At 59.6% G+C, this 20,101-nt stretch carries 25 protein-coding genes; 8 read left to right on the top strand and 17 right to left on the bottom strand.

Annotation, left to right across the window (positions count from 1 at the left end):
* Positions 1-34: 34 nt before the first annotated feature.
* The 4 genes from AOA62_RS17395 to AOA62_RS17380 all read right to left on the bottom strand — a co-directional run bounded on the left by AOA62_RS17395 (position 35) and on the right by AOA62_RS17380 (position 3,558).
* Positions 35-391, bottom strand: a complete 357-nt coding sequence (locus AOA62_RS17395) for a hypothetical protein (protein WP_017139607.1) — start codon at positions 389-391, stop codon at positions 35-37.
* Positions 392-603: 212 nt separating this feature from the next.
* The gene (locus AOA62_RS17390) at positions 604-1,251 is read right to left on the bottom strand and encodes a nicotinamidase (protein WP_099549275.1); all 648 of its coding nucleotides are present in this window, start codon (positions 1,249-1,251) and stop codon (positions 604-606) included.
* 209 nt (positions 1,252-1,460) lie between these two features.
* On the bottom strand, positions 1,461-2,234 hold the full coding sequence (locus AOA62_RS17385) for an L-iditol 2-dehydrogenase (RefSeq protein ID WP_099549274.1): 774 nt from the start codon (positions 2,232-2,234) through the stop codon (positions 1,461-1,463).
* A gap of 13 nt (positions 2,235-2,247) precedes the next feature.
* Positions 2,248-3,558 carry a sugar ABC transporter substrate-binding protein gene (locus AOA62_RS17380; RefSeq protein WP_099549273.1) on the bottom strand — a complete coding sequence of 437 codons (1,311 nt, stop codon included), beginning with the start codon at positions 3,556-3,558 and terminating at the stop codon, positions 2,248-2,250.
* A gap of 208 nt (positions 3,559-3,766) precedes the next feature.
* Between AOA62_RS17380 and AOA62_RS17375 the strand changes: the two genes are divergently transcribed.
* The 3 genes from AOA62_RS17375 to AOA62_RS17365 all read left to right on the top strand — a co-directional run bounded on the left by AOA62_RS17375 (position 3,767) and on the right by AOA62_RS17365 (position 6,866).
* A complete protein-coding gene (locus AOA62_RS17375; protein WP_017139611.1) occupies positions 3,767-4,705 on the top strand; it encodes an AraC family transcriptional regulator in 939 nt (312 codons plus the stop codon).
* 155 nt (positions 4,706-4,860) lie between these two features.
* A complete protein-coding gene (locus tag AOA62_RS17370; protein WP_017139612.1) occupies positions 4,861-5,823 on the top strand; it encodes a nucleoside-specific channel-forming protein Tsx in 963 nt (320 codons plus the stop codon).
* 14 nt (positions 5,824-5,837) lie between these two features.
* Positions 5,838-6,866, top strand: a complete 1,029-nt coding sequence (locus AOA62_RS17365; RefSeq protein ID WP_017139613.1) for a purine nucleoside permease — start codon at positions 5,838-5,840, stop codon at positions 6,864-6,866.
* Between the two features lie 329 nt (positions 6,867-7,195).
* Here AOA62_RS17365 and AOA62_RS17355 read toward each other — a convergent pair whose 3' ends face one another.
* The 7 genes from AOA62_RS17355 to AOA62_RS17325 form a co-directional block, all read right to left on the bottom strand.
* Positions 7,196-7,531: a DUF6124 family protein gene (locus AOA62_RS17355; RefSeq protein WP_099549271.1), complete on the bottom strand. Its 336-nt coding sequence runs from the start codon at positions 7,529-7,531 to the stop codon at positions 7,196-7,198.
* Between the two features lie 430 nt (positions 7,532-7,961).
* The gene (locus tag AOA62_RS17350) at positions 7,962-8,921 is read right to left on the bottom strand and encodes a zinc-binding alcohol dehydrogenase family protein (protein WP_099549270.1); all 960 of its coding nucleotides are present in this window, start codon (positions 8,919-8,921) and stop codon (positions 7,962-7,964) included.
* A 30-nt stretch (positions 8,922-8,951) separates the two neighbouring features.
* On the bottom strand, positions 8,952-9,125 hold the full coding sequence (locus AOA62_RS17345; RefSeq protein ID WP_099549269.1) for a DUF1427 family protein: 174 nt from the start codon (positions 9,123-9,125) through the stop codon (positions 8,952-8,954).
* A gap of 103 nt (positions 9,126-9,228) precedes the next feature.
* Entirely contained in the window at positions 9,229-9,993 is a 765-nt protein-coding gene (locus tag AOA62_RS17340) for a helix-turn-helix transcriptional regulator (RefSeq protein WP_017139617.1), read from the bottom strand.
* A 67-nt stretch (positions 9,994-10,060) separates the two neighbouring features.
* On the bottom strand, positions 10,061-10,231 hold the full coding sequence (locus tag AOA62_RS17335) for a metallothionein (RefSeq protein WP_017139618.1): 171 nt from the start codon (positions 10,229-10,231) through the stop codon (positions 10,061-10,063).
* Between the two features lie 89 nt (positions 10,232-10,320).
* Positions 10,321-10,776 carry a DMT family transporter gene (locus tag AOA62_RS17330; RefSeq protein ID WP_017139619.1) on the bottom strand — a complete coding sequence of 152 codons (456 nt, stop codon included), beginning with the start codon at positions 10,774-10,776 and terminating at the stop codon, positions 10,321-10,323.
* A 4-nt stretch (positions 10,777-10,780) separates the two neighbouring features.
* Positions 10,781-11,269: a DMT family transporter gene (locus AOA62_RS17325; protein ID WP_099549268.1), complete on the bottom strand. Its 489-nt coding sequence runs from the start codon at positions 11,267-11,269 to the stop codon at positions 10,781-10,783.
* 117 nt (positions 11,270-11,386) lie between these two features.
* Here AOA62_RS17325 and AOA62_RS17320 point away from each other — a divergent pair, with 117 nt between their 5' ends.
* From AOA62_RS17320 to AOA62_RS17310, 3 genes are all read left to right on the top strand, one after another.
* Positions 11,387-12,319: a LysR family transcriptional regulator gene (locus AOA62_RS17320; protein ID WP_017139621.1), complete on the top strand. Its 933-nt coding sequence runs from the start codon at positions 11,387-11,389 to the stop codon at positions 12,317-12,319.
* A 143-nt stretch (positions 12,320-12,462) separates the two neighbouring features.
* Complete coding sequence (locus AOA62_RS17315; RefSeq protein WP_099549267.1) at positions 12,463-12,822, top strand: type II toxin-antitoxin system Phd/YefM family antitoxin; 360 nt, start codon at positions 12,463-12,465, stop codon at positions 12,820-12,822.
* A complete protein-coding gene (locus AOA62_RS17310; RefSeq protein ID WP_099549266.1) occupies positions 12,819-13,196 on the top strand; it encodes a type II toxin-antitoxin system VapC family toxin in 378 nt (125 codons plus the stop codon). Before AOA62_RS17315 ends, AOA62_RS17310 begins: the two co-directional genes overlap by 4 nt.
* Positions 13,197-13,224: 28 nt before the next feature.
* Here AOA62_RS17310 and AOA62_RS17305 read toward each other — a convergent pair whose 3' ends face one another.
* From AOA62_RS17305 to AOA62_RS17295, 3 genes are all read right to left on the bottom strand, one after another.
* Positions 13,225-14,544, bottom strand: coding sequence for an Nramp family divalent metal transporter (locus AOA62_RS17305; RefSeq protein ID WP_017139624.1), 1,320 nt, complete (start codon positions 14,542-14,544; stop codon positions 13,225-13,227).
* Positions 14,545-14,585: 41 nt separating this feature from the next.
* Complete coding sequence (locus tag AOA62_RS17300; RefSeq protein ID WP_099549265.1) at positions 14,586-16,139, bottom strand: DUF726 domain-containing protein; 1,554 nt, start codon at positions 16,137-16,139, stop codon at positions 14,586-14,588.
* A gap of 87 nt (positions 16,140-16,226) precedes the next feature.
* Positions 16,227-17,009 carry a helix-turn-helix domain-containing protein gene (locus AOA62_RS17295; RefSeq protein WP_099549264.1) on the bottom strand — a complete coding sequence of 261 codons (783 nt, stop codon included), beginning with the start codon at positions 17,007-17,009 and terminating at the stop codon, positions 16,227-16,229.
* 99 nt (positions 17,010-17,108) lie between these two features.
* Between AOA62_RS17295 and AOA62_RS17290 the strand changes: the two genes are divergently transcribed.
* Complete coding sequence (locus tag AOA62_RS17290) at positions 17,109-17,981, top strand: EamA family transporter (RefSeq protein ID WP_099549263.1); 873 nt, start codon at positions 17,109-17,111, stop codon at positions 17,979-17,981.
* Between the two features lie 81 nt (positions 17,982-18,062).
* On the top strand, positions 18,063-18,464 hold the full coding sequence (locus AOA62_RS17285) for a RidA family protein (RefSeq protein WP_017139628.1): 402 nt from the start codon (positions 18,063-18,065) through the stop codon (positions 18,462-18,464).
* On the opposite strand, the gene AOA62_RS17280 is transcribed toward AOA62_RS17285, so the two are convergent.
* Genes AOA62_RS17280 through AOA62_RS17270 form a run of 3 tightly spaced genes read right to left on the bottom strand, consistent with a single transcriptional unit; the run spans position 18,454 to position 20,033 of the window.
* Entirely contained in the window at positions 18,454-19,350 is an 897-nt protein-coding gene (locus AOA62_RS17280; RefSeq protein WP_099549262.1) for a LysR family transcriptional regulator, read from the bottom strand. The two genes, AOA62_RS17285 and AOA62_RS17280, sit on opposite strands and share 11 nt — an antisense overlap.
* Positions 19,351-19,369: 19 nt before the next feature.
* Positions 19,370-19,675, bottom strand: coding sequence for an XRE family transcriptional regulator (locus tag AOA62_RS17275; protein ID WP_017139630.1), 306 nt, complete (start codon positions 19,673-19,675; stop codon positions 19,370-19,372).
* Positions 19,668-20,033: a type II toxin-antitoxin system RelE/ParE family toxin gene (locus AOA62_RS17270; protein ID WP_080593813.1), complete on the bottom strand. Its 366-nt coding sequence runs from the start codon at positions 20,031-20,033 to the stop codon at positions 19,668-19,670. Before AOA62_RS17270 ends, AOA62_RS17275 begins: the two co-directional genes overlap by 8 nt.
* Positions 20,034-20,101 lie beyond the last annotated feature (68 nt).

The raw sequence follows: 20,101 nt of genomic DNA, 5'->3' as shown, positions 1-20,101 counted from the left end.
AGGCCTGGTGTGCTCCCGCGTGACTGCGCGGGAGCTACGGGCAGCGAATGTTTGCCAGTTTCAGTCGCATGTCGTGATAGCGGTAAGTGTTTAGCAGAAGTATTCCCAGCAGTGGAAACACAACCCCCAACAGATAAGCCAGCGCGTGGGGCCGGTATTGAATGGTCGGGGTCACCACTATCAAGCAGAGGACAAAATAGCCGGTATGCCATCCAGTGGAAGCAACGCGCCCGCGTGCCAGCATCCAATGGCCAAGGCCAGATAAAATCATCAAGCCCAGCAACAGCGCAACGGTACATCCGGTTTGCATCGCCGGGCCAAGGCGGCGCAAATAGGTGGTGCTCGCCAGAAAGGTAGCGGCCCCGCCTGAAAGCAGGCTTACAACGACCATAAGCATAAATTCCGGCAGGAACCGGGCAACACGGTTTGCAGTTGACTCCCTCACGCGATAGCGCCCCCCGGCCAGACAAGGCCGCTTGTGCAAAAGCGTAGAGGGTAATCAGTAACTCCCAGCGAGTGATGTAGGACGCGTCTCATTTTTTAACGCGCAGAACTACCGCTCTAGCCGCGAAACACCGGCACAGCACGTTACCGGGCCTGCAGTTAGCGCGTGGCCATCGCGCTCAGCTCTTCGCGACTACGGCTGATGACTGCACCGGCATTGAGCAACTCCTCTACCGCCGCCGCACCACCCGCCTCGCTGATGCCTCGGCACGCCGGCAGGTGCAGAACCACTTCCAAGCCAGCCTTGAGCAGTTGCAAGGCGGTGGTCTTGACGCAGAAGTCCAGGGCCAGGCCACCCACGATCACGCGACGCACGCCCTGGGCCTTGAGGTACTCGATAACCCCCGTGGACAGCTTGTCGTGCAGGTCGTGGTAACAGGCGCCATAGGGATGCAGGTCGGGTTCAACGCCCTTCCAGATGAAGTAGTCGTAGTCATACGGGGTGGGTAATTCGTCGAGCAAGGTGAAGCCTTCAGTGCCCGGCACACAATGACTGAGCCAGGTAAGGTCGGCATGCTCAAGGCCGGTGGGTTTGAGCATGTCGCCAGGTTGCGTGACCACCCACGGTGCTTGCGGGGTATGGGCGTCTTTGCTGCCGACACGGTAACCGGCAAGACTGGCCATGTAGTTGAGTTCGGCACCGATCTGGTCGCCACCGGCCACCGGCAGTTCATTGGGGCACAGCGGCGTGAAACTCTTTTGAGGGTCGACGTCGAATGAGGCAATGGCAGTTATCGCAAGGGGCATGGCGGCACTCCTGTGAGGTGCAGGTAAAAGTAGACATGAGGGACGGCTGCCTCCACAAACACTTTGTTTACTTTTTTGAGCACAGTGTTGCCGTCCAAGAAGCTCAAAGATCAAAGGTGGGAGCTGGCTTGCCTGTGAAAGCGGTGGGTCAGGCAGCAAGACTGCAACTGATAGACCGCCATCGCAGGCAAGCCAGGCCCACACTTGACCTAGTTCATCCAGTTACCGCCGTCGACGTTGTAGGTCTGGGCCACGATGTAATCGGCATCTTTGGAGGCCAGGAAGATCGCCATGCCGGTCAAATCCTCAGCCGTGCCCATGCGCCCGAACGGCACGTCGGCCCCAACCCGTTGTTTCTTCTCGCCAGGCGCCAGCCCTTCATGCCTGGCAAACAGCGCATCCACGCCATCCCAGTGCTCGCCATCCACCACGCCCGGCGCGATGGCATTGACGTTGATACCCTGCTTGATCAGGTTCAAACCCGCCGACTGCGTGAGGCTGATCACCGCCGCCTTGGTCGCACAATACACCGCCACCAATGCCTCGCCGCGCCGCCCCGCCTGGCTGGCCATGTTGATGATCTTGCCGCCGTGGCCCTGGCTGATCATCTGGCGGGCCGCGGCCTGCAAGGTGAACAACGTGCCGGCGACGTTGATCGAAAACAGCCGGTCAAAGCTGTCGCGAGTGATATCGACGATGGGCGCCAAGTCGAACAGTGCGGCGTTGTTGATCAGGATATCGAGTTTGCCGGCATGGGCCACCACGGTGGCAATCGCGCCGTCGATGGAGGCTTGATCCGTGACGTCCATCGCGACCGCGTAAGCCAGTGGCCCCAGTTCGGCGGCTGTGGCCTGCGCGCGTTGCAGGTTGATATCGGCAATGGCAACCGTTGCGCCTTCAGCGATATAAGCCTGGGCAAAGACGCGGCCAATACCGCGCGCCGATCCGGTGATCAGCGCGCTTTTACCTTCGAGTCGTTTCATAAGGAAGTCCTGTTTACTTAGGGTAACCGGCGCGTTTCATTTCGCGTTCGGTGGTGGACTGAGCCTCAAGCAGCGCCTGGTCAACCGTCATGCCGCCGGTAAGCGCCGCCGAGAACAGCTTGCCCACCGAGGTGCCGATGGCCTGGAACTCCGGGATGGTCACGTACTGAACGCCCACATACGGCACCGGCTGGGCCGACGGGTGCGCAGGGTCGGCGTGTTTCATCATTTCCAGCGTCACCTGGGCAAACGGCGCGGCCTTCAGGTAAGCCTCGCTGTAGGTGGACTGGCGAGTGCCCGGTGGTACGTTGGTGATGCCTTCTTTGTCGGCGACCAGTTGGATGTAGTCCTTGGAGGTGGCCCAGGCAATAAAGGCCTTGGCGGCGTCCTTGTGTTTGGACGTGGCCGGGATGGCCAGGGACCAGGCATAGAGCCAGGAAGAGCCTTTGTCGGTGACTTCGGTCGGCGCGGCGGCAAACCCTACACTGTCGGCCACTTTGCTCTGGGTTTTGTCGGTGGTGAACGAGCCGGCGACGCTGGCATCCACCCAGATCGCGCACTTGCCGCTGTTGAACAGCGCCAGGGTTTCGTTGAAGCCGTTGCTGGAGACGCCTGGCGGGCCGTAGTTTTTCAGGGTGTTTACGTAATAGTTGGCGGCGGCCGTCCATTCAGGGCTGGTCAGCTGCGGCTTCCACTGTTCGTCGAACCAGCGTGCGCCAAAAGCGTTGGCCATGGTGCTCAACAAGGCGATGTTCTCGCCCCAACCCGCTTTGCCACGCAGGCACATGCCGTATTGGTCTTTATCTTTTACCGTGAGTTTGGCGGCAAACTCACCGAGCTGAGTCCAGGTCGGGTGCGCAGGCATGCTCAGCCCCGCTTGCTTGAACAAGTCGGTGCGGTAGTAGGTAACGGTGCTTTCGCCATAAAACGGCAACGCATACAGGGTGTTGTTGACCGACAAGCCTTGGCGCACCGAAGGGAAAATATCCTCGGCGTCATAGTTGGCAGGCAGTTCGGTCAGCGGTTCCAGCCAGTGTTTGGCGCCCCACAATGGCGTCTCGTAGGTGCCGATGGTCAGCACATCGAATTGCCCGCCCTGGGTGGCGATATCGGTGGTGAGGCGTTGGCGCAGCACGTTTTCTTCGAGCACCACCCAATTGAGCTTGATGTCCGGGTGCTGCTGCTCGAACACCTTGGACAGGCGCTGCATGCGGATCATGTCACTGTTGTTGACTGTGGCGATGGTCACGGTGTCGGCGGCGTAGCTGGGCATGGCCAGCGCCAGGCCAGTCAGCAGGAACAGTGCGTGTGGAAGCTTGAGCATGGCGGTATCCACCTGTTGTTTTTGTTGTTGAGTTGCGATTACAGCAGCTTGGTCAAGGCCTCACAAACGAATGGCGAATGCGCTGCTGATACTTTTTTAACCCGCACTTGAAAGTCAAAAAAGTATCAGTGCCGGGCAAAACCTGGGGTAGCGTACTGATTGCCGGTACGCGTATTTTGGCGTTATCCAATGTATAAGAGGCATTACCGTGCCCGTCAGCCGCGACAAACTATTCGAACATCGCCCCGCCGAACTCGAAGTGATCCTGCCCGAGCCGGACCACTGTTTTCGCTGGTTCGAACATGACTACCCGTATGACCTGGCGCGCTGGAACCACCACCCCGAGTTTGAGATCCACCTGATCCGCCAAGGCAGTGGCAAGTTGGTAGCGGGCGACTATATCGGTGCGTTCAGCGCCGGGCATGTGGCGCTGATCGGCCCCGACCTGCCCCACGACTGGATCGGCGACCTGGCCCCTGGCGAATACCTGACTGGCCGCGACGTGGTGCTGCAATTCGACGGCGCCGCCCTGCTCGCGCTGCGCAAAACCCTGCCGGAACTCGGCGACTTGCAACCGCTGTTCGAACAGGCCCGGCGCGGCCTTGAATTTACTGGCGAGACCGCTGTACAGGCAGCCGGGTTGATGGAAGCCATCGGCAACGCCCAAGGCCTGCAACGGTTGATCCTGTTCCTGCAACTGCTCGACACGCTAAAGAATGCACCCCAGCCGCAGGTAAAGGCGCTGGCCAGCCCCTGCTACGCGCCAACCCTGGATGCGCGCAGCGCCGAACGCATCAACAAAGCCTTCGATTACCTGATGCGCGAGCTGACCGGCGACTTGCGCCTCTCGGTCATCGCCCAGCAACTGCAGATGAGCGAGCCCGGCTTCTCACGCTTCTTCAAACGCAACACCGGTCACGGGTTTATAGACCTGATGCGCAAGTTCCGCGTGCAACGCGCCTGCCGCCTGTTGCTGCAAAGCGACATGTCAGTGGCGGACATCTGCTTTGAAGTGGGCTACGCCAACCTGTCCAACTTCAACCGGCACTTTCGCATCGAGATGCACCAGACGCCGAGCGAGTATCGACGCGAAACCGCGATGCATTTATTCAACCGAATCGAGAAATTGACACCCAGCCAATTTTGACCAAAAGGTCGACTAATCCCTGTTTTTTCCATACTGCTCAACCCTTTGAGCAAAGTTGGTACGCCACGTGCAAACGTTTGCGGAACGAACTTGGCCGCCAAGTTCACCACTACCCGCAGAAACGGGTTCCAACCGCGTAAGAATAGGGATTTTCAATGCACCTCACCTCAAGGCGTCCCGCTTGTTTTGGTGTTTCCTTGCTACTGGCCGCCGTTACGGGAGTACTCAGCGCACCCATTTTGGCGCAGCAAAAACCCACCGATGACTCAGCACAGGGCGAAACCCTCAGCCCTGAAACCAAAAGCCCGGAAGCCAGCCCGGTAAAAAAAGGCGTGTACATGTCGGACTGGTTCAACCAGGACCTGACCCTGATCGGCAGCAAAGACATCAGCTTCGGCCCCAAGCCGCAGGATGATGTGTACCTGGAATACGAGTATTTCGGCCGCAAAGGCCCGTTCGAGCTGTATGGCTATATCGACGTGCCGAAAATCCTCGGCATCGGTAACAGTAATGACAAAGGCGCGTGGGACCATGGCTCGCCGGTGTTCATGGAACATGAGCCGCGTATCTCCATCGACTACCTGGCCGGCCGCAGTTTGGCCATCGGTCCGTTCAAGGAATGGTATGTAGCCTTTGACTGGATCTACGACCACGGCAGTAACAAGTCCAACCGCGCCAACACCTTGTACAGCGGCCTGGGCACCGACATCGACACCCATTCGCGGGTCAACCTGTCGGCCAACTTCTATGGGCGCTACCAGTGGGAAAACTATGGCGCGAGCAACGAATACTCGTGGGACGGCTATCGTGCGCAAATGAAATACATCGTGCCCATCAGCAGCTTCGATAACGGTGCCTCGCTGACCTACATCGGCTTTACCAACTACGATTTCGGCTCGGACTTGCACAAGGACAACCCGGCGCGCACCGCCAATTCATTGGTGGCCACCAACGTGCTGTTGTATTCGTTCACCCACCTGCGCTTCACCCTGGTCGGTCGTTACTTCCACAACGGCGGCAACTGGGAGGATGGCAGCGAGCTGAATTTTGGCGAAGGCAACTTCCGCGCCCGCTCGGATGGCTGGGGCTACTACGCCGGTGTCGGTTACCAATTCTGATCAAGGAGCTATAGATGAACATGCTTACCCGTCTCTCGATGGCCATCGGCCTGGCCTTTTTGCCCCACGTGGTGCTGGCCGATGCTGCGGCGCCGATCAAACCCAAAGTGATGCTGATCACCATGTTCGCCCCCGAGGCGCAAACCTGGATCGACCGCCTGGAACTCAAGCAGGAAGTCCGTGTGCCAGGCCTGTCGGCCGAATACCCGGTGATCCGCTGCAACACCCAGGACGTGTGCCTGCTGGTGACCGGCATGGGCCAGACCAACGCCGCCGCGTCCACACTGGCCCTGGCGTTGTCGCCCAAGTTCGACCTGCGCCAGAGCTACTTCCTGATTGCCGGGATCGCCGGCATCAGCCCTAAACACGGAACCATCGGCACCGCCGCCTGGGCGCATTACCTGGTGGAGTTCGGCACCCAATGGGAGCTGGATTCGCGCGATGCGCCTAAAGACTGGCCAACCGGTTACATCGGCATCAACACCAAAGGCCCCAACGAAAAACCACCGTTGGACTACAAGACCGAAGTATTCGAGCTGAACCCGAAGTTGCAGGCCAAGGCGTTTGCCCTGTCGCAAAAGGTAGAGCTGAGCGAAAGCAAGGAATCCAGCGCCTGGCGTAAACACTACCCGGCCGCACCGGCCAACCAGCCGCCGCAAGTCACGCGCTGCGACACTTTGGCGGGCAACACCTGGTTCTCCGGCACACGCCTGAGCGAACGCGCCGAGGTCTGGACCAAGTTGCTCACCGACAATAAAGGCGAGTACTGCACCACCCAGCAGGAAGATAACTCCACCTATGAAGCCTTGCTGCGCGCCAGCCGTGAAGGGTTGGTGGATATTCAGCGCTTGGCGGTGGTGCGTGCCGGTTCCGATTTCGACCGGCCGTATCCGGGCTACAGCGAGGTGGACAACTTGCTGAAGTATGCCGACCAGGGTGGGTTTGTACCGGCGTTGGAGAACCTGTACCGCACGGGCAATCCGCTGGTACAGGCGATCCTGAAGAACTGGTCGGCCTGGGAAAAAGGCGTCCCTGAAGCCTAGTAAAAATCAAAATGTGGGAGCTGGCTTGCCTGCGATAGCAGTGGATCAGTCAATCATTCTCTGACTGACAGACCGCCATCGCAGGCAAGCCAGCTCCCACACTTTTAAGTCACGGGGTGGGCTACATTCAGCGCCTTGTCGACCAGCAGTTGCAAACCTTCCAGCATCCGACAGATACCCAGCGCGACCTTATGTTGAGATCGTTCCCACGCTCCGCGTGGGAATGCCGCCCCGGACGCTCCGCGTCCCGCCATAGAGGATGCAAGGTGACGCGGAGCGTCACTGGATGCATTCCCACGCAGAGCGTGGGAACGATCTTAGCCCCCCATTCAAGCTACGGGGTGGGCTACATTCAGCGCCTTGTCGACCAGCAGTTGCACACCTTCCAGCATTCGGCAGATACCCAACGCGACATTGCGTTGCGAACCCTCGATTTCAAACGCCAGGTGGTTGGCGATATCACTGATGGAAGCCAGATCCTGGGAAGCATTGACCAGCAAGGTTTCCGTACCCAAGTCTGCGCGCACGGTGAAGATGCCTTCGCTGGATTCAGGAATGGGTTTGCCGGGGTTGAGATAGTGATTGATCGCGCGGTAGGCGACTTCGTGCAGGGTGCTGGTGTCGTAGTCTTGATGGACTGGGGGGTTGGGGCTGTCTTTGATCATGGTGGAATCCTTCGGGAGTGGAGCCGCCACGTTTCGCGGTCAAGCGAAATAGGGTGGCAGCTATACGCGGGTTGACCGACCGGTCCCAAAGTAGCCCGGCATACCCTAAGGTATCCCGCGTACAGCTGCCGCGACACGATACAGCAGACGTAAAAAAAACGCCTGATTCGATGCGGTACATACATTTGGGGGGCAGACGGTCAAATCCGATCGCTGAATTGTCAGCGACGCCAGTGAGGTTAGTCAGCCCGCTTCCGAGCGACAACCTGAAACCTTTGTGGGAAACATCCGATCGAGAACACACCCTCAAGCCTGGTGAAGATCAAAATGTGGGAGCTGGCTTGCCTGCGATAGCGGTGGATCAGTCAATAACTCTCTGACTGACAGACCGCCATCGCAGGCAAGCCAGCTCCCACACTTTTTAACCGCATTAAGGCAGGAAGATGACCTTGTCCGCGCTGCCTTTGTTGACTTCCTCGTAGCACTGCACCCCATCTGCCAACGCCACCTCACGCAACCCTGTCGGCAACGGCAGCGAACCCTCATCAAAAAACCGCCCAAACTGCTCCAGCATCACCGCACATTGCTCGCAGTTGTAGAGCAATGAATTGATGCCCACCACCGAGCCGCCCTTGCGGTACAACGCCAGCGCCGGCAGCTGCACATGCCCATCAACCGGCGCCGCGATGATCGCTATGCGACCGAACGGGGCCAAACCGGCGACAGCCGCCGGCAGCCAGAAACCGGTGGTGTCGAAGATCACATCGGCGCCGCCCTTGAACACCGCATTCACCTGCCCGCCCAATGCGTCCGGTTGGCCCAGGGCAATCGCGTCGAAGCCCTGCGCCTGCAACGCCTCGACCTGATCCGCTTTGCGCACCGCCGCCAGCACCTGCGCACCGCGAATTTTCGCCAGCGCCAACGCCGCGCTGCCTACAGCACCATTGGCGCCAATCACCAGCAGCCGCGTGCCTTTGCCGACACCGCTGCGCTCCAGCGCATCCCAGGCGGTGGTGTACGGCACGCCGAGGCTGGCGGCTTGGGCAAAGCTTAGATGCGTCGGTTTATGCGCCACGCCTTTCGCCGACACCGTGAGGTACTGCGCGTGGGAGCCGTCGGCAAAAAAACCGAGGTCACGGCCGGTGCCCCACACTGCCTGGCCAACCAATTGCTGCGGGCCTTCCACCACCACACCGGCAAAGTCCCGGCCGGGAATACGCGGCAACGTCGTGTAGGGAAACCGGCCAAGTACGTTTTTAACGTCGCTGGGGTTCAAACCCGCCGCTTTAACCTGGACCAACACTTCACCGGCAGCCGGCAGCGGCTTGTCGACTTCAACGAAACTGAGGGCGGCGAGGTCGCCGGTGGCGGAAAATTGCAGTGCTTTCATGGCCAATATCCATCGAAGTGAAAAAAGAAATCAGGACAACCAACCGCTGACCAGCTCACGGCGCATGGGCCAGAGCTTCTCGCCGATCAACATCCCCATCAGCCCCACCAGGGCAATGGCAGGCGGCGCGGGTGAGCGAAAGTCCAGGGCACCATAGATCACGCCGACAAACAGGCCGATGGCGAGGGAAATGAGATAGTTCATAGGGGATAGTTCATAGGGTTTACGCCGGGTGGGTTGATGCGCTCAGTGTAGTGAGCACACCCCCGAAGCATCGGCCAAGTGCTTCAGGATTTCGGCCAAAGCCTCAACCGACGTATTGCGACGGTGCCACACCCAGTTCACGGCGGAACATGTCGCTGAAGCTGCTCGGCGAATAGCCCAAAGAGCGGGCAATGCCGCTCACCGACTGGCCCTGGATCAGTTCCGCCACCGCCGTGGCTAGCTGCACCTGACGGCGCCATTCGGCAAAGCCCATACCGAGGTTGTTCTGGAACAACCGCGCCAGGGTACGCACGCTGGCACCCGCCGCTTCGGCATGTTGCTCAAAGGGGATTTCCAGCGAGGGCGCCGCCATCACTGCCTGGCAGGCATTTATCAAACGGCGGTCCGCCCCCAGTGGCATGGCAATGCGGATCTGCGAGCGCCGCGCGCGTTGCAACTCTAACAGCGCCAGACCGACTACGGCGTCGTAATAGGCTGTATCACCGTAATCGCCTTGATCAACCAGCGTGACGATCAGCTCACGCAGCAGCCCGCCGACTTCAATCACCTGCACCTGGCTGTCCAGCGTCGCCGCCAAGGCTGGGCGCAGGTAGATATTGCGCATCTGCAAGTCCGAGACCACGCGAATCCCGTGCTCCACACCCGGTGGCAACCACACGGCGCGCTGCGGCGGTACTACCAGGGCTTCGCGCGGTGTTTCAACCCACATCACCCCGCTCATGGCGTAGAGCAACTGGCCCCAGTCGTGGCTGTGTGGCTCCACATACAACCCACGGGGGTAGGTGCGCGCCAGTGGTTGCACGGGGACGGCATGATCAGTGAGGTCGGGAGGCGCGGCCAGGGCCATGAAGCACACATCAATCAAGGGTGAGCGGCCATGGTAATGACCGCCACCCGATAAGCCGAGCGGATTTTTAGCCGTGGGCAGACTTGGCGCACTCGCAACCGGTCGACGAGGCACACGGTTCGCCATGCGCATGGTGCTCGGCGCAGCCTTGGCAGCAGTAGCCCTTGCCGTCTTTCATCACCGCGTTGGTGCCCAGTACGCATTTGCAGTGTGGGCAGGCACAGGTTTTATCAGCCATGTTCAGACTCCTTTTGCATGGTCGTCCAGGTGCAACGGGCGCTGCACCTTAAGCAGTGACTACCGGCAAGGTTTCAAGGTTCACCGCCGTTAATCGGCCAGTCGGCTGTTGCTGCGGTACATGAACACCAGCGCCACTGCCAACAGCAGCATTGCCACGATACGGCTGCCCGACAGCTCGATGGCCGGGTTGCCCAGCCAGCCGAAGTTATCGATCAGCATGCCCATGCCCAACTGCCCGACGATCACCGCCACCGTGGCCACTGCCGTCCCCACCACGGGCACTGCGCCGACCATGACCATCATGTACACCACGCCAAACAACGCGCCGGTCAACTGCCATTTGGGCACGTCCAGCAAGCTCACGGCCTGTGCGGGTTCGAAGAAGAAAATCAACAACGCCGTGCTGATTGCGCCCACCGCAAAGGTCAATAAACTGCTGCGCAACACGCCGACCGTCTGGCCCAGCCGGCCGTTGATCGCGGCTTGCACACTCAGCACCGCACCGGCGGCAATCACCAGTACCAACAACAGAATCAGATTCATCGCTTTAACCCCGTGCAATCAGAACAAGTGCCGCCACAATCAACGCCAGGGCAATCCAGCGTTCGCCATTGACCCGTTTACGCGCGGTGCCGAACCAGCCGAAATGGTCGATCAGCACGCTCTTGCCGACCTGGCCCGAGAGGATCGCGACCATGGTCATGGCGATGCCGATATGCGGCGTAGCCAAAGTCAGCACCACCACGTACATCGGCCCCAAAAAGCCGCCGATCAACTGCCAGCGCGGCAGGTCGGTGAGTGCCGGGCCTTTTTGCGGGCCGCTGAACAGCAGCAGCAAAAACAGAATCGCCGTACCGACGCCAAAGATGCTCAACGTCGCCCACAAATGCCCGACCTGTACACCCAATGGCCCGAGCAAGCCGGCCTCAACCGACAGGCCCATGCCCGCCAGAATCACCAGCGGCAACAGCAGCAATCGCAATAGGTTTTTTTTCGGCCTGGCCTGCGCCACGCCTTCGATGGAACTTGCCTGCATACATCACCTGCGTATCAAAAAAGGAAACATGGCGCGCATTATCCGGTGGCCGTCTTGTGCGATAAATAGGAGCATGCAAATAACACCTTTGCGCATTACGCACAGCACGGAGCCACGATGCAGGGTTTGAATGAACTGAGTTTCAAGGCATTGCGCCTGTTTGTAGCCGTGCTGGATCACGGCAGCTTTTCCGAAGTGGCACGTCGCGAAGGGCTGGCGCCCTCCTCCATCTCACGGCAAATCCAATTGATGGAACAGGCGCTCGGCCAGCAATTGCTCTACCGCCATACGCGTGCGGTCAGCCCCACCGAAGCCGGGCGGCTACTGGGGCGTCATGCGCGCCTGATGCTGGAACAGTTGGAGGCCGCCGGCCAGGCCCTGCAAGAGCAGGAAAGCGAACCCAGCGGGCTGGTGCGCATCAACGCGCCGATGGTATTCGGCCAACGCCACCTGTCACCGTGGCTGGGCGAGTTGTGCCGTCGCTACCCCAAGCTACAGTTGGATATCCAGCAAACCGACACCTACGTCGACCCGCTGCAAGACGGCACCGACCTGCTGTTTCGCATCGGCGTGCTGAACGACTCCAGCATGCAGGCGCGCATCTTCGCGCCCCAGCGTTTTCGCCTCGCCGCCAGCCCCGCCTACCTGGCCCGGCATGGCACTCCGCGCCACCCCGAAGAACTGGCCAACCATCAATGCCTGGCCTACAAAGGCATCACCGGCCAGCAGCGCTGGTTCTTCCGCCGCGGCCAGGGCGACTGGACGCCTTACAGCGTCAAAGGCCCGATCACCGGCAACCACGCCGACACCCTCACCCACGCGGCGGAACAAGGCCTTGGGCTGGTGGTGTTTCCGTCCTGGCTGATCGGCGAAGGCTTGCGCGCCGGCACCTTGCAGGCGGTACTCACGGAGTACGACGTGGCCACCACCCTTGAACCGCAACAGATTGCCGCGCTGTGGCCAGGCAGCCGGCGGCTGTCGCTGAAGGTGCGCACGGTGATTGATTATTTTGTGGAGTGTTTTGGAGCGGTGCCGTATTGGGATCGGTGAGGCTCCTCCCTCTCACTGGAAAAGCATTGGAAGGTAAAAATTCCTCGTGGGAAAAGTAGGCTCGTTCTGATTTTTCGGGCCACTATTTCAGACACGGCATATGGCAGGCAGACTTTGGCTCAATCTTTTTTTGGAGAGGTGCCATGGGTTTCGTTTATCAAAAACAATCGCGATCTGAACGCGCGGCTAAAGCCGGTCGTCATGCCGTCTTTGATAGCTCAGCTGATTTTGGCTATATTTGGCCAAAATATGGAGATCGCCACATGATTACCGTACCGCTGGGTGAAGCAAAAAATAATCTGTCAAAGCTGGTCGATGAGGCTGCTGCTGGCAAAGTGATCACCATCGCCAAGCATGGGCGTGCGATGGCACAGCTCGTCCCCGTAGGAAAGGCCAAAGGCCGCCGGATTGGCGCAATGAAAGGCAAGCTCATTATCCCCGAAGACTTTGATGCGCCTTTACCCGATGACCTGCTGGATGCGTTTGAGGTCAACCCTTTATGAGGGTGCTATTGGATACCCATATTCTGCTGTGGACACTGAGTGATGACCCCAGGCTATCCAATAAAGCCAAAAAATTGATTGAAGACGCTGCTGAGATTTACGTCAGCGCTGCAACCTTCTGGGAAATGGCGATCAAGGTAGGCTTGGGAAAGCTCGAGGTGCAGCTGGATGAAATTCGTGAATACTGCCTGGAGAGCGGTTTCACCGAATTGCCGATCACCCCAGAACACGCGATTGCAGTGAAGGATCTTGAGCACCACCATAAAGACCCGTTCGACCGGCTTATCATTGCGGCAGCCATGAGCGAGCCGATGAAACTGCTGACGGCCGATCCGCAGGTTGCCCAGTACACATCCTTGGCAATTCTGGTGTAGACCGCGTTGGAGCGATCACACGTTTAAGTCAAAACAACCACTGCCCAATCAACCACGCATTCGCCCCACTGATCAGCGCAAACAGAAACCACGCCAGTAACCGCGTGGGCAAGCGGTTAACGAAGGGCCCCATCAGTTGCTTGTCGTCAGTCATGCGGATCAGCGGGTACAACGCGAAAGGCAGCTGCAGGCTGAGCACCACCTGGCTCAGAATCAGCAGTTTGCCGATGGCATCGTCGCCCATCAGCCACACCCCCAGGAACGCTGGGATCAGCGCCAGCCCGCGCGTGATCAGGCGCCGCTGCCAGCACGGGATGCGCAGGTTGAGGTAACCCTCCATGATCACTTGCCCGGCGATGGTGCCGGTAAAGGTCGAACTCTGCCCCGAAGCCAACAAGGCGATGCCGAACAGGATGCTGGCGAAGGCGCCTCCCACCAATGGGTCAAGCAGGTGATAGGCGTCCTGGATCTCGACCACTTCGGTGTGGCCGGTCTTGTAAAACGCGGCGGCGGCCAACACCAGGATCGCGGCGTTGACCAGCAACGCCAGGGCCAGGGAGCCGATGGTGTCGATACGCGCCAGCTTGACCGCGTCCTGTTTGCTGGCGAGGTCTTTGCCAATCAGGCGGGTCTGCACAATCGAGGTGTGCAAATAGAGGTTATGCGGCATCACCGTGGCGCCAAGGATACCGATAGCCAAATACAACGGCGCTGCATCGCTGATGGCCGCCAGTGACGGGGTAAAGCCACTGAGTACGTCCGGCCAGTAAGGTTTGATCAGCACCAGTTCGATAAAGAAACACACGCCAATGGTTGCAACCAGCGCCAGCATGATCGCTTCCAGGCGGCGGAAACCGCGATTTTGCAGGGCCAGGATCAATAGTGTGTCGAACGCGGTGATCACGATACCGGTCGTCAGCGATACGCCGAGCAACAAGTGAAACGCCAAGGCGCAACCGAGGACTTCAGCCAGGTCGGTAGCGATAATGGAGATTTCCGCCAACACCCATTGCGTGCGCGCGGAGCGTTTGCTGTAGCGCTCACGGCACAGTTGCGCGAGGTCTTTGCCGGTGGCGATGCCCAGGCGCGAACACAGGCACTGCACCGCCATCCCGGCCAGGCTGGCCAGCAGCACCACGAATAGCAGGCTGTAGCCGTAACGAGAACCGGCTTCGATGGCGGTAGCCCAATTGCCGGGGTCCATGTAGCCGATGGAGATCAGCAGGCCGGGGCCGGCAAACATCAGCGCCCGTTTGAAAAACGAGGCCTTGGGGTCGACGATAACGGAGCCGGCCACTTCCGGCGGGCAGAACGGAGCAGTGGCGATTTTCGGCAGGCTGAATTTCACGCGGTATCCCAGGCAAACACACAAGTCAGGGCCGCAGCTTATCAGTCCGACGCGACCGTGCGCATCACCGTCTCCCGGGGCAAGTCGAACGCTTCGACGACTTGCACCACCAGGTCCATCTCCTGGTTCAACGCTTCGCGCTCCATGCGCTGGCGAATCACGCCAATCACCAAGACCGCCAAGGTGGTGATCGAATAGGCCGGGCCGGAAAGCGCTCGCACGCCCGTTACCAACAACATCGCCGCCGCCAGCGCCTGGCCCACCACCGGAATTGCGGTGGCCGCGCCGCGCCGCAAGATAAACCCGGTGAGCCCCGCCAACGCCGTGCCGCTCAGGGCGGTGGTGGCCGAGCGGCCGATATCGATACGATTGAACAGGCCCTGCTCTTTTTGCGCGGCCGCCTTAAGCTCGGCGTCGAAGGCCTGGCGGTCGGCGCGACTGAGTTTGTCCTTGTACTGCTCGATGAGTTTTTCCGCGACCTGTGCCTCGATATCTGCCAGCACCACGGTTTCAAGCGGCCCATCGAACTTGATGCCCAGCCGCTGTGCGACATCTTCGGCGATCTGGCGATAACTCACGCCATGGCCACGGGCGATGTTCATAAAGCTGTCACCGCCCATGCGTTGCAGCTCGATGGCCAGTTTCAGCGGTTCACGTACATCGGCATCGATCGAGGCACTGCGTTTTTGTGCCATCAACTCAGCCAGAAACTTAAGCTCCTCCGGCCGCGCCTGCACCAGCGCGGGGAACAGTTCCACGTCCTCCTCGGCAAAACGCACTTCGCTGCTGCGCAGGTCAGCGCGGATCAGGCCACGCCGTTCCTGCAGCAGGTCGGTGTACTGCACCACCGTTTTCAGCTGCGGCCAGTAGGCAGCATGGTCGAAGGTGGCCAGGTGAACATTGGTGACCTTGGCCTTGAGCGAGGGCGTGACGTCGATCGCATACCGGCCTATGCAGCGCTCGGTGTCCGGCTTGATGGCAAGCGCCCAGTCCTTGCTGGAGTAGCAGTTGATCACGCGCCCTTTGAGCGGCGCCGACACTTCATCCCAGGGGCTGGACGTACTGATCGCGCCACCCATCAGCAACACATTGTTAAGCGGCAACTGGCGGGCGACCTCGGGGCTGGCCAGCAGACTCTTGACCAGGATACGCGCGCCCAGGGAATGCCCGATCAGGTTGATGCGCCGCACGGGCAGCGCTTCGCCGTGCAGGTAATGGGCAAGCTCAGGCAATAGCGTCTTGGCCACTTCATCGACACGCGCCTCGACACTTTTGTAATGGTCAAGAAAGTAGGCAATCGCACGGCCCACACCCACGGTTGCCGCGCCCAGGCCGCCACCGCCAAGCATTGCGGTAATCACATCTTTAAAGGGAGCAAAAAGGTTTTCCAGAAAGTGACCCGCCGGCCAGAACAGCATCAGGTTGGTCGAGCCTTCGATGCTTGCCAGTTGTTGCGTGAAATTGCCCAGTTGCTGGCGGTTGAAGAACGCCGAATAACCGTGAACATAGAGATTGAGCACATCCCCCTGAGGCTCGCCACACAACAGAAACGTGGGCTTGCGGGTGCGGTGCATTTCATCCCACTGGTGTTGCATGGGCCGGTGACTCCTGATGACGGTGGGCGGCGATAGTAACAAAGCAGGACCGCCTGCAAGGTGAATCCTGACCAGCGTGTGAGCTTTTTAGAACAACGACACGGCCTTGGACTTGGCCAGGTAGCGCGCCGGGGAATCGCCCAGGTGACGGCGGAACAGCGCGGTGAAGGCGCTGGGGCTGCTGAAGCCCAATGCAAATGCGACCTCGGTGATCGAGGCGCCGTGGCTGAGTTGCGCGGTGGCCTCCAGCAGGCAGACTTGCTGGCGCCACGCCACGAAGGTCATGCCGGTGCTTTCCAGGAAGTGACGAGTAAAGGTCCGCCGGCTCATGCTCGACCAACTCGCCATTTGATCGAGGGACACGGTTTGCGCAGGCGCGTCCAGAAAGCGCTGGCAAGCCCTCGCCAAACGCGGTTCAGAGGGCAGCGGCGCACTGAGGGGCAAGGCCGATAGCGTACTGATTTCGTCGATCAGCAGCGTCAATACACAGTGCCGCCGCACCTTGGACGTTGCCGATGAACCCACCGCCAACGCAGCTTCCAAAAGATGCCTGAGCAGCGGCGACACCTCGAAAACCTGGCAGTACCCCTGCAGCCCTGCGCGCTCGGCGGCTTGAGCATCGAGGTAGGTATTGAGCATCACCACATCGCCGCGCATGTGCATTTCATGGGCAATGCCACCGGGCACCCAGACGGCCCGCTGCGGCGGCACCACCCAGTTGCCCAGGTCGGTGAACATTCTTAAGGCACCGGTGGAAGCATAGGCAAACTGGCCGCGCGGGTGCGTATGCCGGGCAAACACACTGCCGCATGGGTATTCACGCAGGGTCACAAGCGCTTCGGGGTCGTTGTCGTTAAAGGTCGGAATCATGGCCCGATCTTGTCAAAGTATGACCTGACATGGCAAGCGGGCCATACGCCCGAGCTCTAACCTTCAACCCTTTGAAGCAACCGGTTCGAAGGAACGTCCATGCACAAGAAACACCTGGCACTTGCCCTGTTGGTCACGCTGGCCTGGGGGCTGAATTTCCCCATCACCAAACTGGGCCTGCGGGCCATCGACCCTTTTTTACTCACCGGCCTGCGCTTCGCCCTCGCCGCCTTGCCCCTGGTGTTCGTCATCAAGCGCCCCGCCGTGCCATTCGGTTATGTAGCGGCCTATGGCGTGATCTTCGGGCTGGGCATGTGGGGTGTGATCAACTATGGCATCCAGCTTGGGGTGAGCCCGGGGATTGCCTCATTGCTCATCCAGCTCAGCGTGTTTTTCACCCTGGGTTGGGGCTGCGTGCTATTCAAGGAGAAAATTCGCGGCGCGCAGTGGGCCGGGGCTTTTCTGGCCTTGATCGGATTAACCGGGATCATCGCCAACCAGCAAGGCGAACACGCTGCGCTCGGCGTGCTGATGATCGTGTTCAGCGCACTGGCGTGGAGCATCGGCAACGTCATCATCAAGACGTCGGGGGTTAAAGAAATCTTTTCGTTCATGGTCTGGGCCAGCCTGTTTCCGCCAATCCCGCTGTTCCTGATGGCCTGGTGGGTGCACGGCGACGGTGCGTTCGTAAGCCTCCCCGCCAACCTAGACCTCACCGCCGTGTGGTCGCTGCTGTTTCAGGTTTACCTGGCCACGCACTTTGCTTACTGGGGCTGGAACACGTTGCTCAAGGCGTACCCCGTGTCCACGGTAGCGCCGCTGTCGCTATTGATCCCGGTGTTCGGGATTGCCAGTTCGATGTTGATACTGGGCGAGAGTGTTTCCACAGCCAATCTGGTCTTTATCGCAGTGATTATCAGCGGCTTGGCAGTCGGGCTTTATCGCAAACCGATTGTGCATACCAGTAGATAGTCATGACAGAAACTTGGGATATTGTTCGCGCATTCGCTCTATTAGCATTCGTCGGGTCGTGTATTCAACCGAGGAAATACCATGAGCATGCCCGAATTTTTTGTCACCCCAGGCTATGGCGATACCATGCGCGAACACCTGCACTATTCCCAAGCAGTGAAAATCGGTAACCGCGTGGAAACGTCAGGCCAGGGCGGCTGGGACGATGAGTTCCAGATCCCCGCCGACCTCAGTGAAGAAATCGCCCAGGCGTTTCACAACCTGGACCGAACCCTGGCCACCGCCGGCGCGGGTTGGGAGCATGTGATTCACATAAACTCCTACCACGTCGGTGGGTTTGCACCTGAGGTCAACGAAGCGATGGTCCAGCAATACCGGCGCTACATGCCCCACCATGCGCCGATCTGGACGCAAGTCGGCGTCGAGGCCCTGGGACTGCCAACCATGCGCGTGGAGATACGCGTAACCGCGATTATTCCCTGACCCCAAACGTGCGGATCACCCACTCGGTAAAGACCTTGAGCCGCGCACTCTGATGACGGTTAGGTGGGTAGAGGATATGCAATGGCGTGGCCGGGCGCGACCAACCCGGCAGCACCTCAACCAACTGGCCGGTATCGAGGTAGTGCTGCACGATCGACTTGAAGTGCTGCCCCACACCAAGGCCCGCGAGCAGCATTTCCTTGAGGCCGTTGCCTTCGTTAGTCGAAAAAGCGCAGTCGTTGACCTCGATACGTTGCTGGCCCTGCTCAAAAATCAGCGGCTCCGGCTTGCCCGACCCAGCAAAAAAATACCCGGCCCTGAGGTGGTTGTTTAAAAGGTCTTCGGGCGAAACCGGCAAACCCCGGCGCGCCACGTAACTGGGTGCCGCACAGGTCAGGTATTCAAGGTCCGCCACCTTGCGCCCGATCATCGCCATGTCTTCCAGCTTGCCAGCACGGATCACGCAATCGGCGCCCTCCCCGACAATATTCACCGCACGGTCGCTGATGCCCAAGGCGATGGTGATATCGGGGTACTCACGATGAAAGTCCACCAACGCCGGAATCAACAGGCAATTGGCAAACGAGGCCGGTGCATCCACGCGCAGGTGCCCGCCGGGCTTGAGGATCTGCCCGCGTGCGGCGCTGTCCACTTCATCCAGCTCAGCCACCAGCCGTCGCGCATGGCGGTAATACTCCAGCCCTTCAAGCGTGGGCGCCAGGGCGCGGGTGGTTCGGTGCATCAGCTGGGTACCCAGGTGTCTTTCCAGGTCAGTGATGAGTTTGCTGACGGTAGAGCGTGGCAGCGCCAACTGGTCGGATGCACGGCTGAATGAACCGGTATCGACAACACGGACGAAGGCGCGCATGGCCAGGAGCTGATTCATCGGGGTGGTCCACTGTGACTTAGTGAGCGAAGTTGTCGATCTTGACCTGGCCATCCGGGAAGGTCGCGATGATTTCCAACTCGCCGCCCATTGCCCGGATGTAGTCACGCAGCGTGCTGATGTACATGTCGGTACGCCGCTCCATCTTGGAAACCGCTGCCTGGTTGATATTCAACGCCTTGGCCAGGCTTTCCTGGCTCAGTTGCTGGGCCTTGCGCAGCTCATGCAGGGGCATTTCCTTGAGGTGCTGGCGGAACAGCTGCTCGGCTTCGGCACGCGACTGCGGGGTCATGCGCGCTTGAAGTTCAGCGAATTTTTTAGCCATGGTGACGGGCCTCTTTACGCAATGTTTGCAAATGGATGTCGTACACATTTTCGGCCAAGGGCACATGCACCTCGTACCACCTGGGGTGTGCGGCTTTATCGCCGCCGATCAGCAGGACAGCGCAGCGCCGGGGATCAAATGCATACAGCACTCGATAGGGCCGGCCGGCGTGCCGGACCCGCAGTTCCCGCAGGTTGCCATGCCGGGAACCCTTGATATCACTGGTATGGGGGAAGCCCAGGCCAGGCCCGAAAAGCCCCAGCAGATCTACGCTGGCGGACACGGAGACTTGCTCCTTTGCGCCCAGTTCATCCCACCATTCTGCGAATTCATCCGTGTATTCAACGTCCCAATCCATGCGAATATGCCACCTAAGGAATATAAACTCAAGAGCATACTTTAGATTCAGAAAAGACTGCATTACCA

The sequence above is a fragment of the Pseudomonas sp. 2995-3 genome (assembly GCF_002742565.1).
GTDB classification, from domain to species: Bacteria; Pseudomonadota; Gammaproteobacteria; order Pseudomonadales; family Pseudomonadaceae; genus Aquipseudomonas; species Aquipseudomonas edaphica.
The sequence above is the reverse complement of the archived record's forward strand: the minus strand, read 5'-3'. Positions and strand labels throughout refer to the sequence as shown.

Excerpts from the sequence above, each read along its gene's own strand:
- AOA62_RS17395 (WP_017139607.1), bottom strand. The coding sequence starts at position 391 with ATGGTCGTTGTAAGCCTGCTTTCAGGCGGGGCCGCTACCTTTCTGGCG.
- AOA62_RS17390 (WP_099549275.1), bottom strand. The coding sequence starts at position 1,251 with ATGCCCCTTGCGATAACTGCCATTGCCTCATTCGACGTCGACCCTCAA.
- AOA62_RS17385 (WP_099549274.1), bottom strand. The coding sequence starts at position 2,234 with ATGAAACGACTCGAAGGTAAAAGCGCGCTGATCACCGGATCGGCGCGC.
- AOA62_RS17380 (WP_099549273.1), bottom strand. The coding sequence starts at position 3,558 with ATGCTCAAGCTTCCACACGCACTGTTCCTGCTGACTGGCCTGGCGCTG.
- AOA62_RS17370 (WP_017139612.1), top strand. The coding sequence starts at position 4,861 with ATGCACCTCACCTCAAGGCGTCCCGCTTGTTTTGGTGTTTCCTTGCTA.
- AOA62_RS17365 (WP_017139613.1), top strand. The coding sequence starts at position 5,838 with ATGAACATGCTTACCCGTCTCTCGATGGCCATCGGCCTGGCCTTTTTG.
- AOA62_RS17355 (WP_099549271.1), bottom strand. The coding sequence starts at position 7,531 with ATGATCAAAGACAGCCCCAACCCCCCAGTCCATCAAGACTACGACACC.
- AOA62_RS17350 (WP_099549270.1), bottom strand. The coding sequence starts at position 8,921 with ATGAAAGCACTGCAATTTTCCGCCACCGGCGACCTCGCCGCCCTCAGT.
- AOA62_RS17345 (WP_099549269.1), bottom strand. The coding sequence starts at position 9,125 with ATGAACTATCTCATTTCCCTCGCCATCGGCCTGTTTGTCGGCGTGATC.
- AOA62_RS17340 (WP_017139617.1), bottom strand. The coding sequence starts at position 9,993 with ATGGCCCTGGCCGCGCCTCCCGACCTCACTGATCATGCCGTCCCCGTG.
- AOA62_RS17335 (WP_017139618.1), bottom strand. The coding sequence starts at position 10,231 with ATGGCTGATAAAACCTGTGCCTGCCCACACTGCAAATGCGTACTGGGC.
- AOA62_RS17330 (WP_017139619.1), bottom strand. The coding sequence starts at position 10,776 with ATGAATCTGATTCTGTTGTTGGTACTGGTGATTGCCGCCGGTGCGGTG.
- AOA62_RS17325 (WP_099549268.1), bottom strand. The coding sequence starts at position 11,269 with ATGCAGGCAAGTTCCATCGAAGGCGTGGCGCAGGCCAGGCCGAAAAAA.
- AOA62_RS17320 (WP_017139621.1), top strand. The coding sequence starts at position 11,387 with ATGCAGGGTTTGAATGAACTGAGTTTCAAGGCATTGCGCCTGTTTGTA.
- AOA62_RS17315 (WP_099549267.1), top strand. The coding sequence starts at position 12,463 with ATGGGTTTCGTTTATCAAAAACAATCGCGATCTGAACGCGCGGCTAAA.
- AOA62_RS17310 (WP_099549266.1), top strand. The coding sequence starts at position 12,819 with ATGAGGGTGCTATTGGATACCCATATTCTGCTGTGGACACTGAGTGAT.
- AOA62_RS17300 (WP_099549265.1), bottom strand. The coding sequence starts at position 16,139 with ATGCAACACCAGTGGGATGAAATGCACCGCACCCGCAAGCCCACGTTT.
- AOA62_RS17295 (WP_099549264.1), bottom strand. The coding sequence starts at position 17,009 with ATGATTCCGACCTTTAACGACAACGACCCCGAAGCGCTTGTGACCCTG.
- AOA62_RS17290 (WP_099549263.1), top strand. The coding sequence starts at position 17,109 with ATGCACAAGAAACACCTGGCACTTGCCCTGTTGGTCACGCTGGCCTGG.
- AOA62_RS17285 (WP_017139628.1), top strand. The coding sequence starts at position 18,063 with ATGAGCATGCCCGAATTTTTTGTCACCCCAGGCTATGGCGATACCATG.
- AOA62_RS17280 (WP_099549262.1), bottom strand. The coding sequence starts at position 19,350 with ATGAATCAGCTCCTGGCCATGCGCGCCTTCGTCCGTGTTGTCGATACC.
- AOA62_RS17275 (WP_017139630.1), bottom strand. The coding sequence starts at position 19,675 with ATGGCTAAAAAATTCGCTGAACTTCAAGCGCGCATGACCCCGCAGTCG.
- AOA62_RS17270 (WP_080593813.1), bottom strand. The coding sequence starts at position 20,033 with ATGGATTGGGACGTTGAATACACGGATGAATTCGCAGAATGGTGGGAT.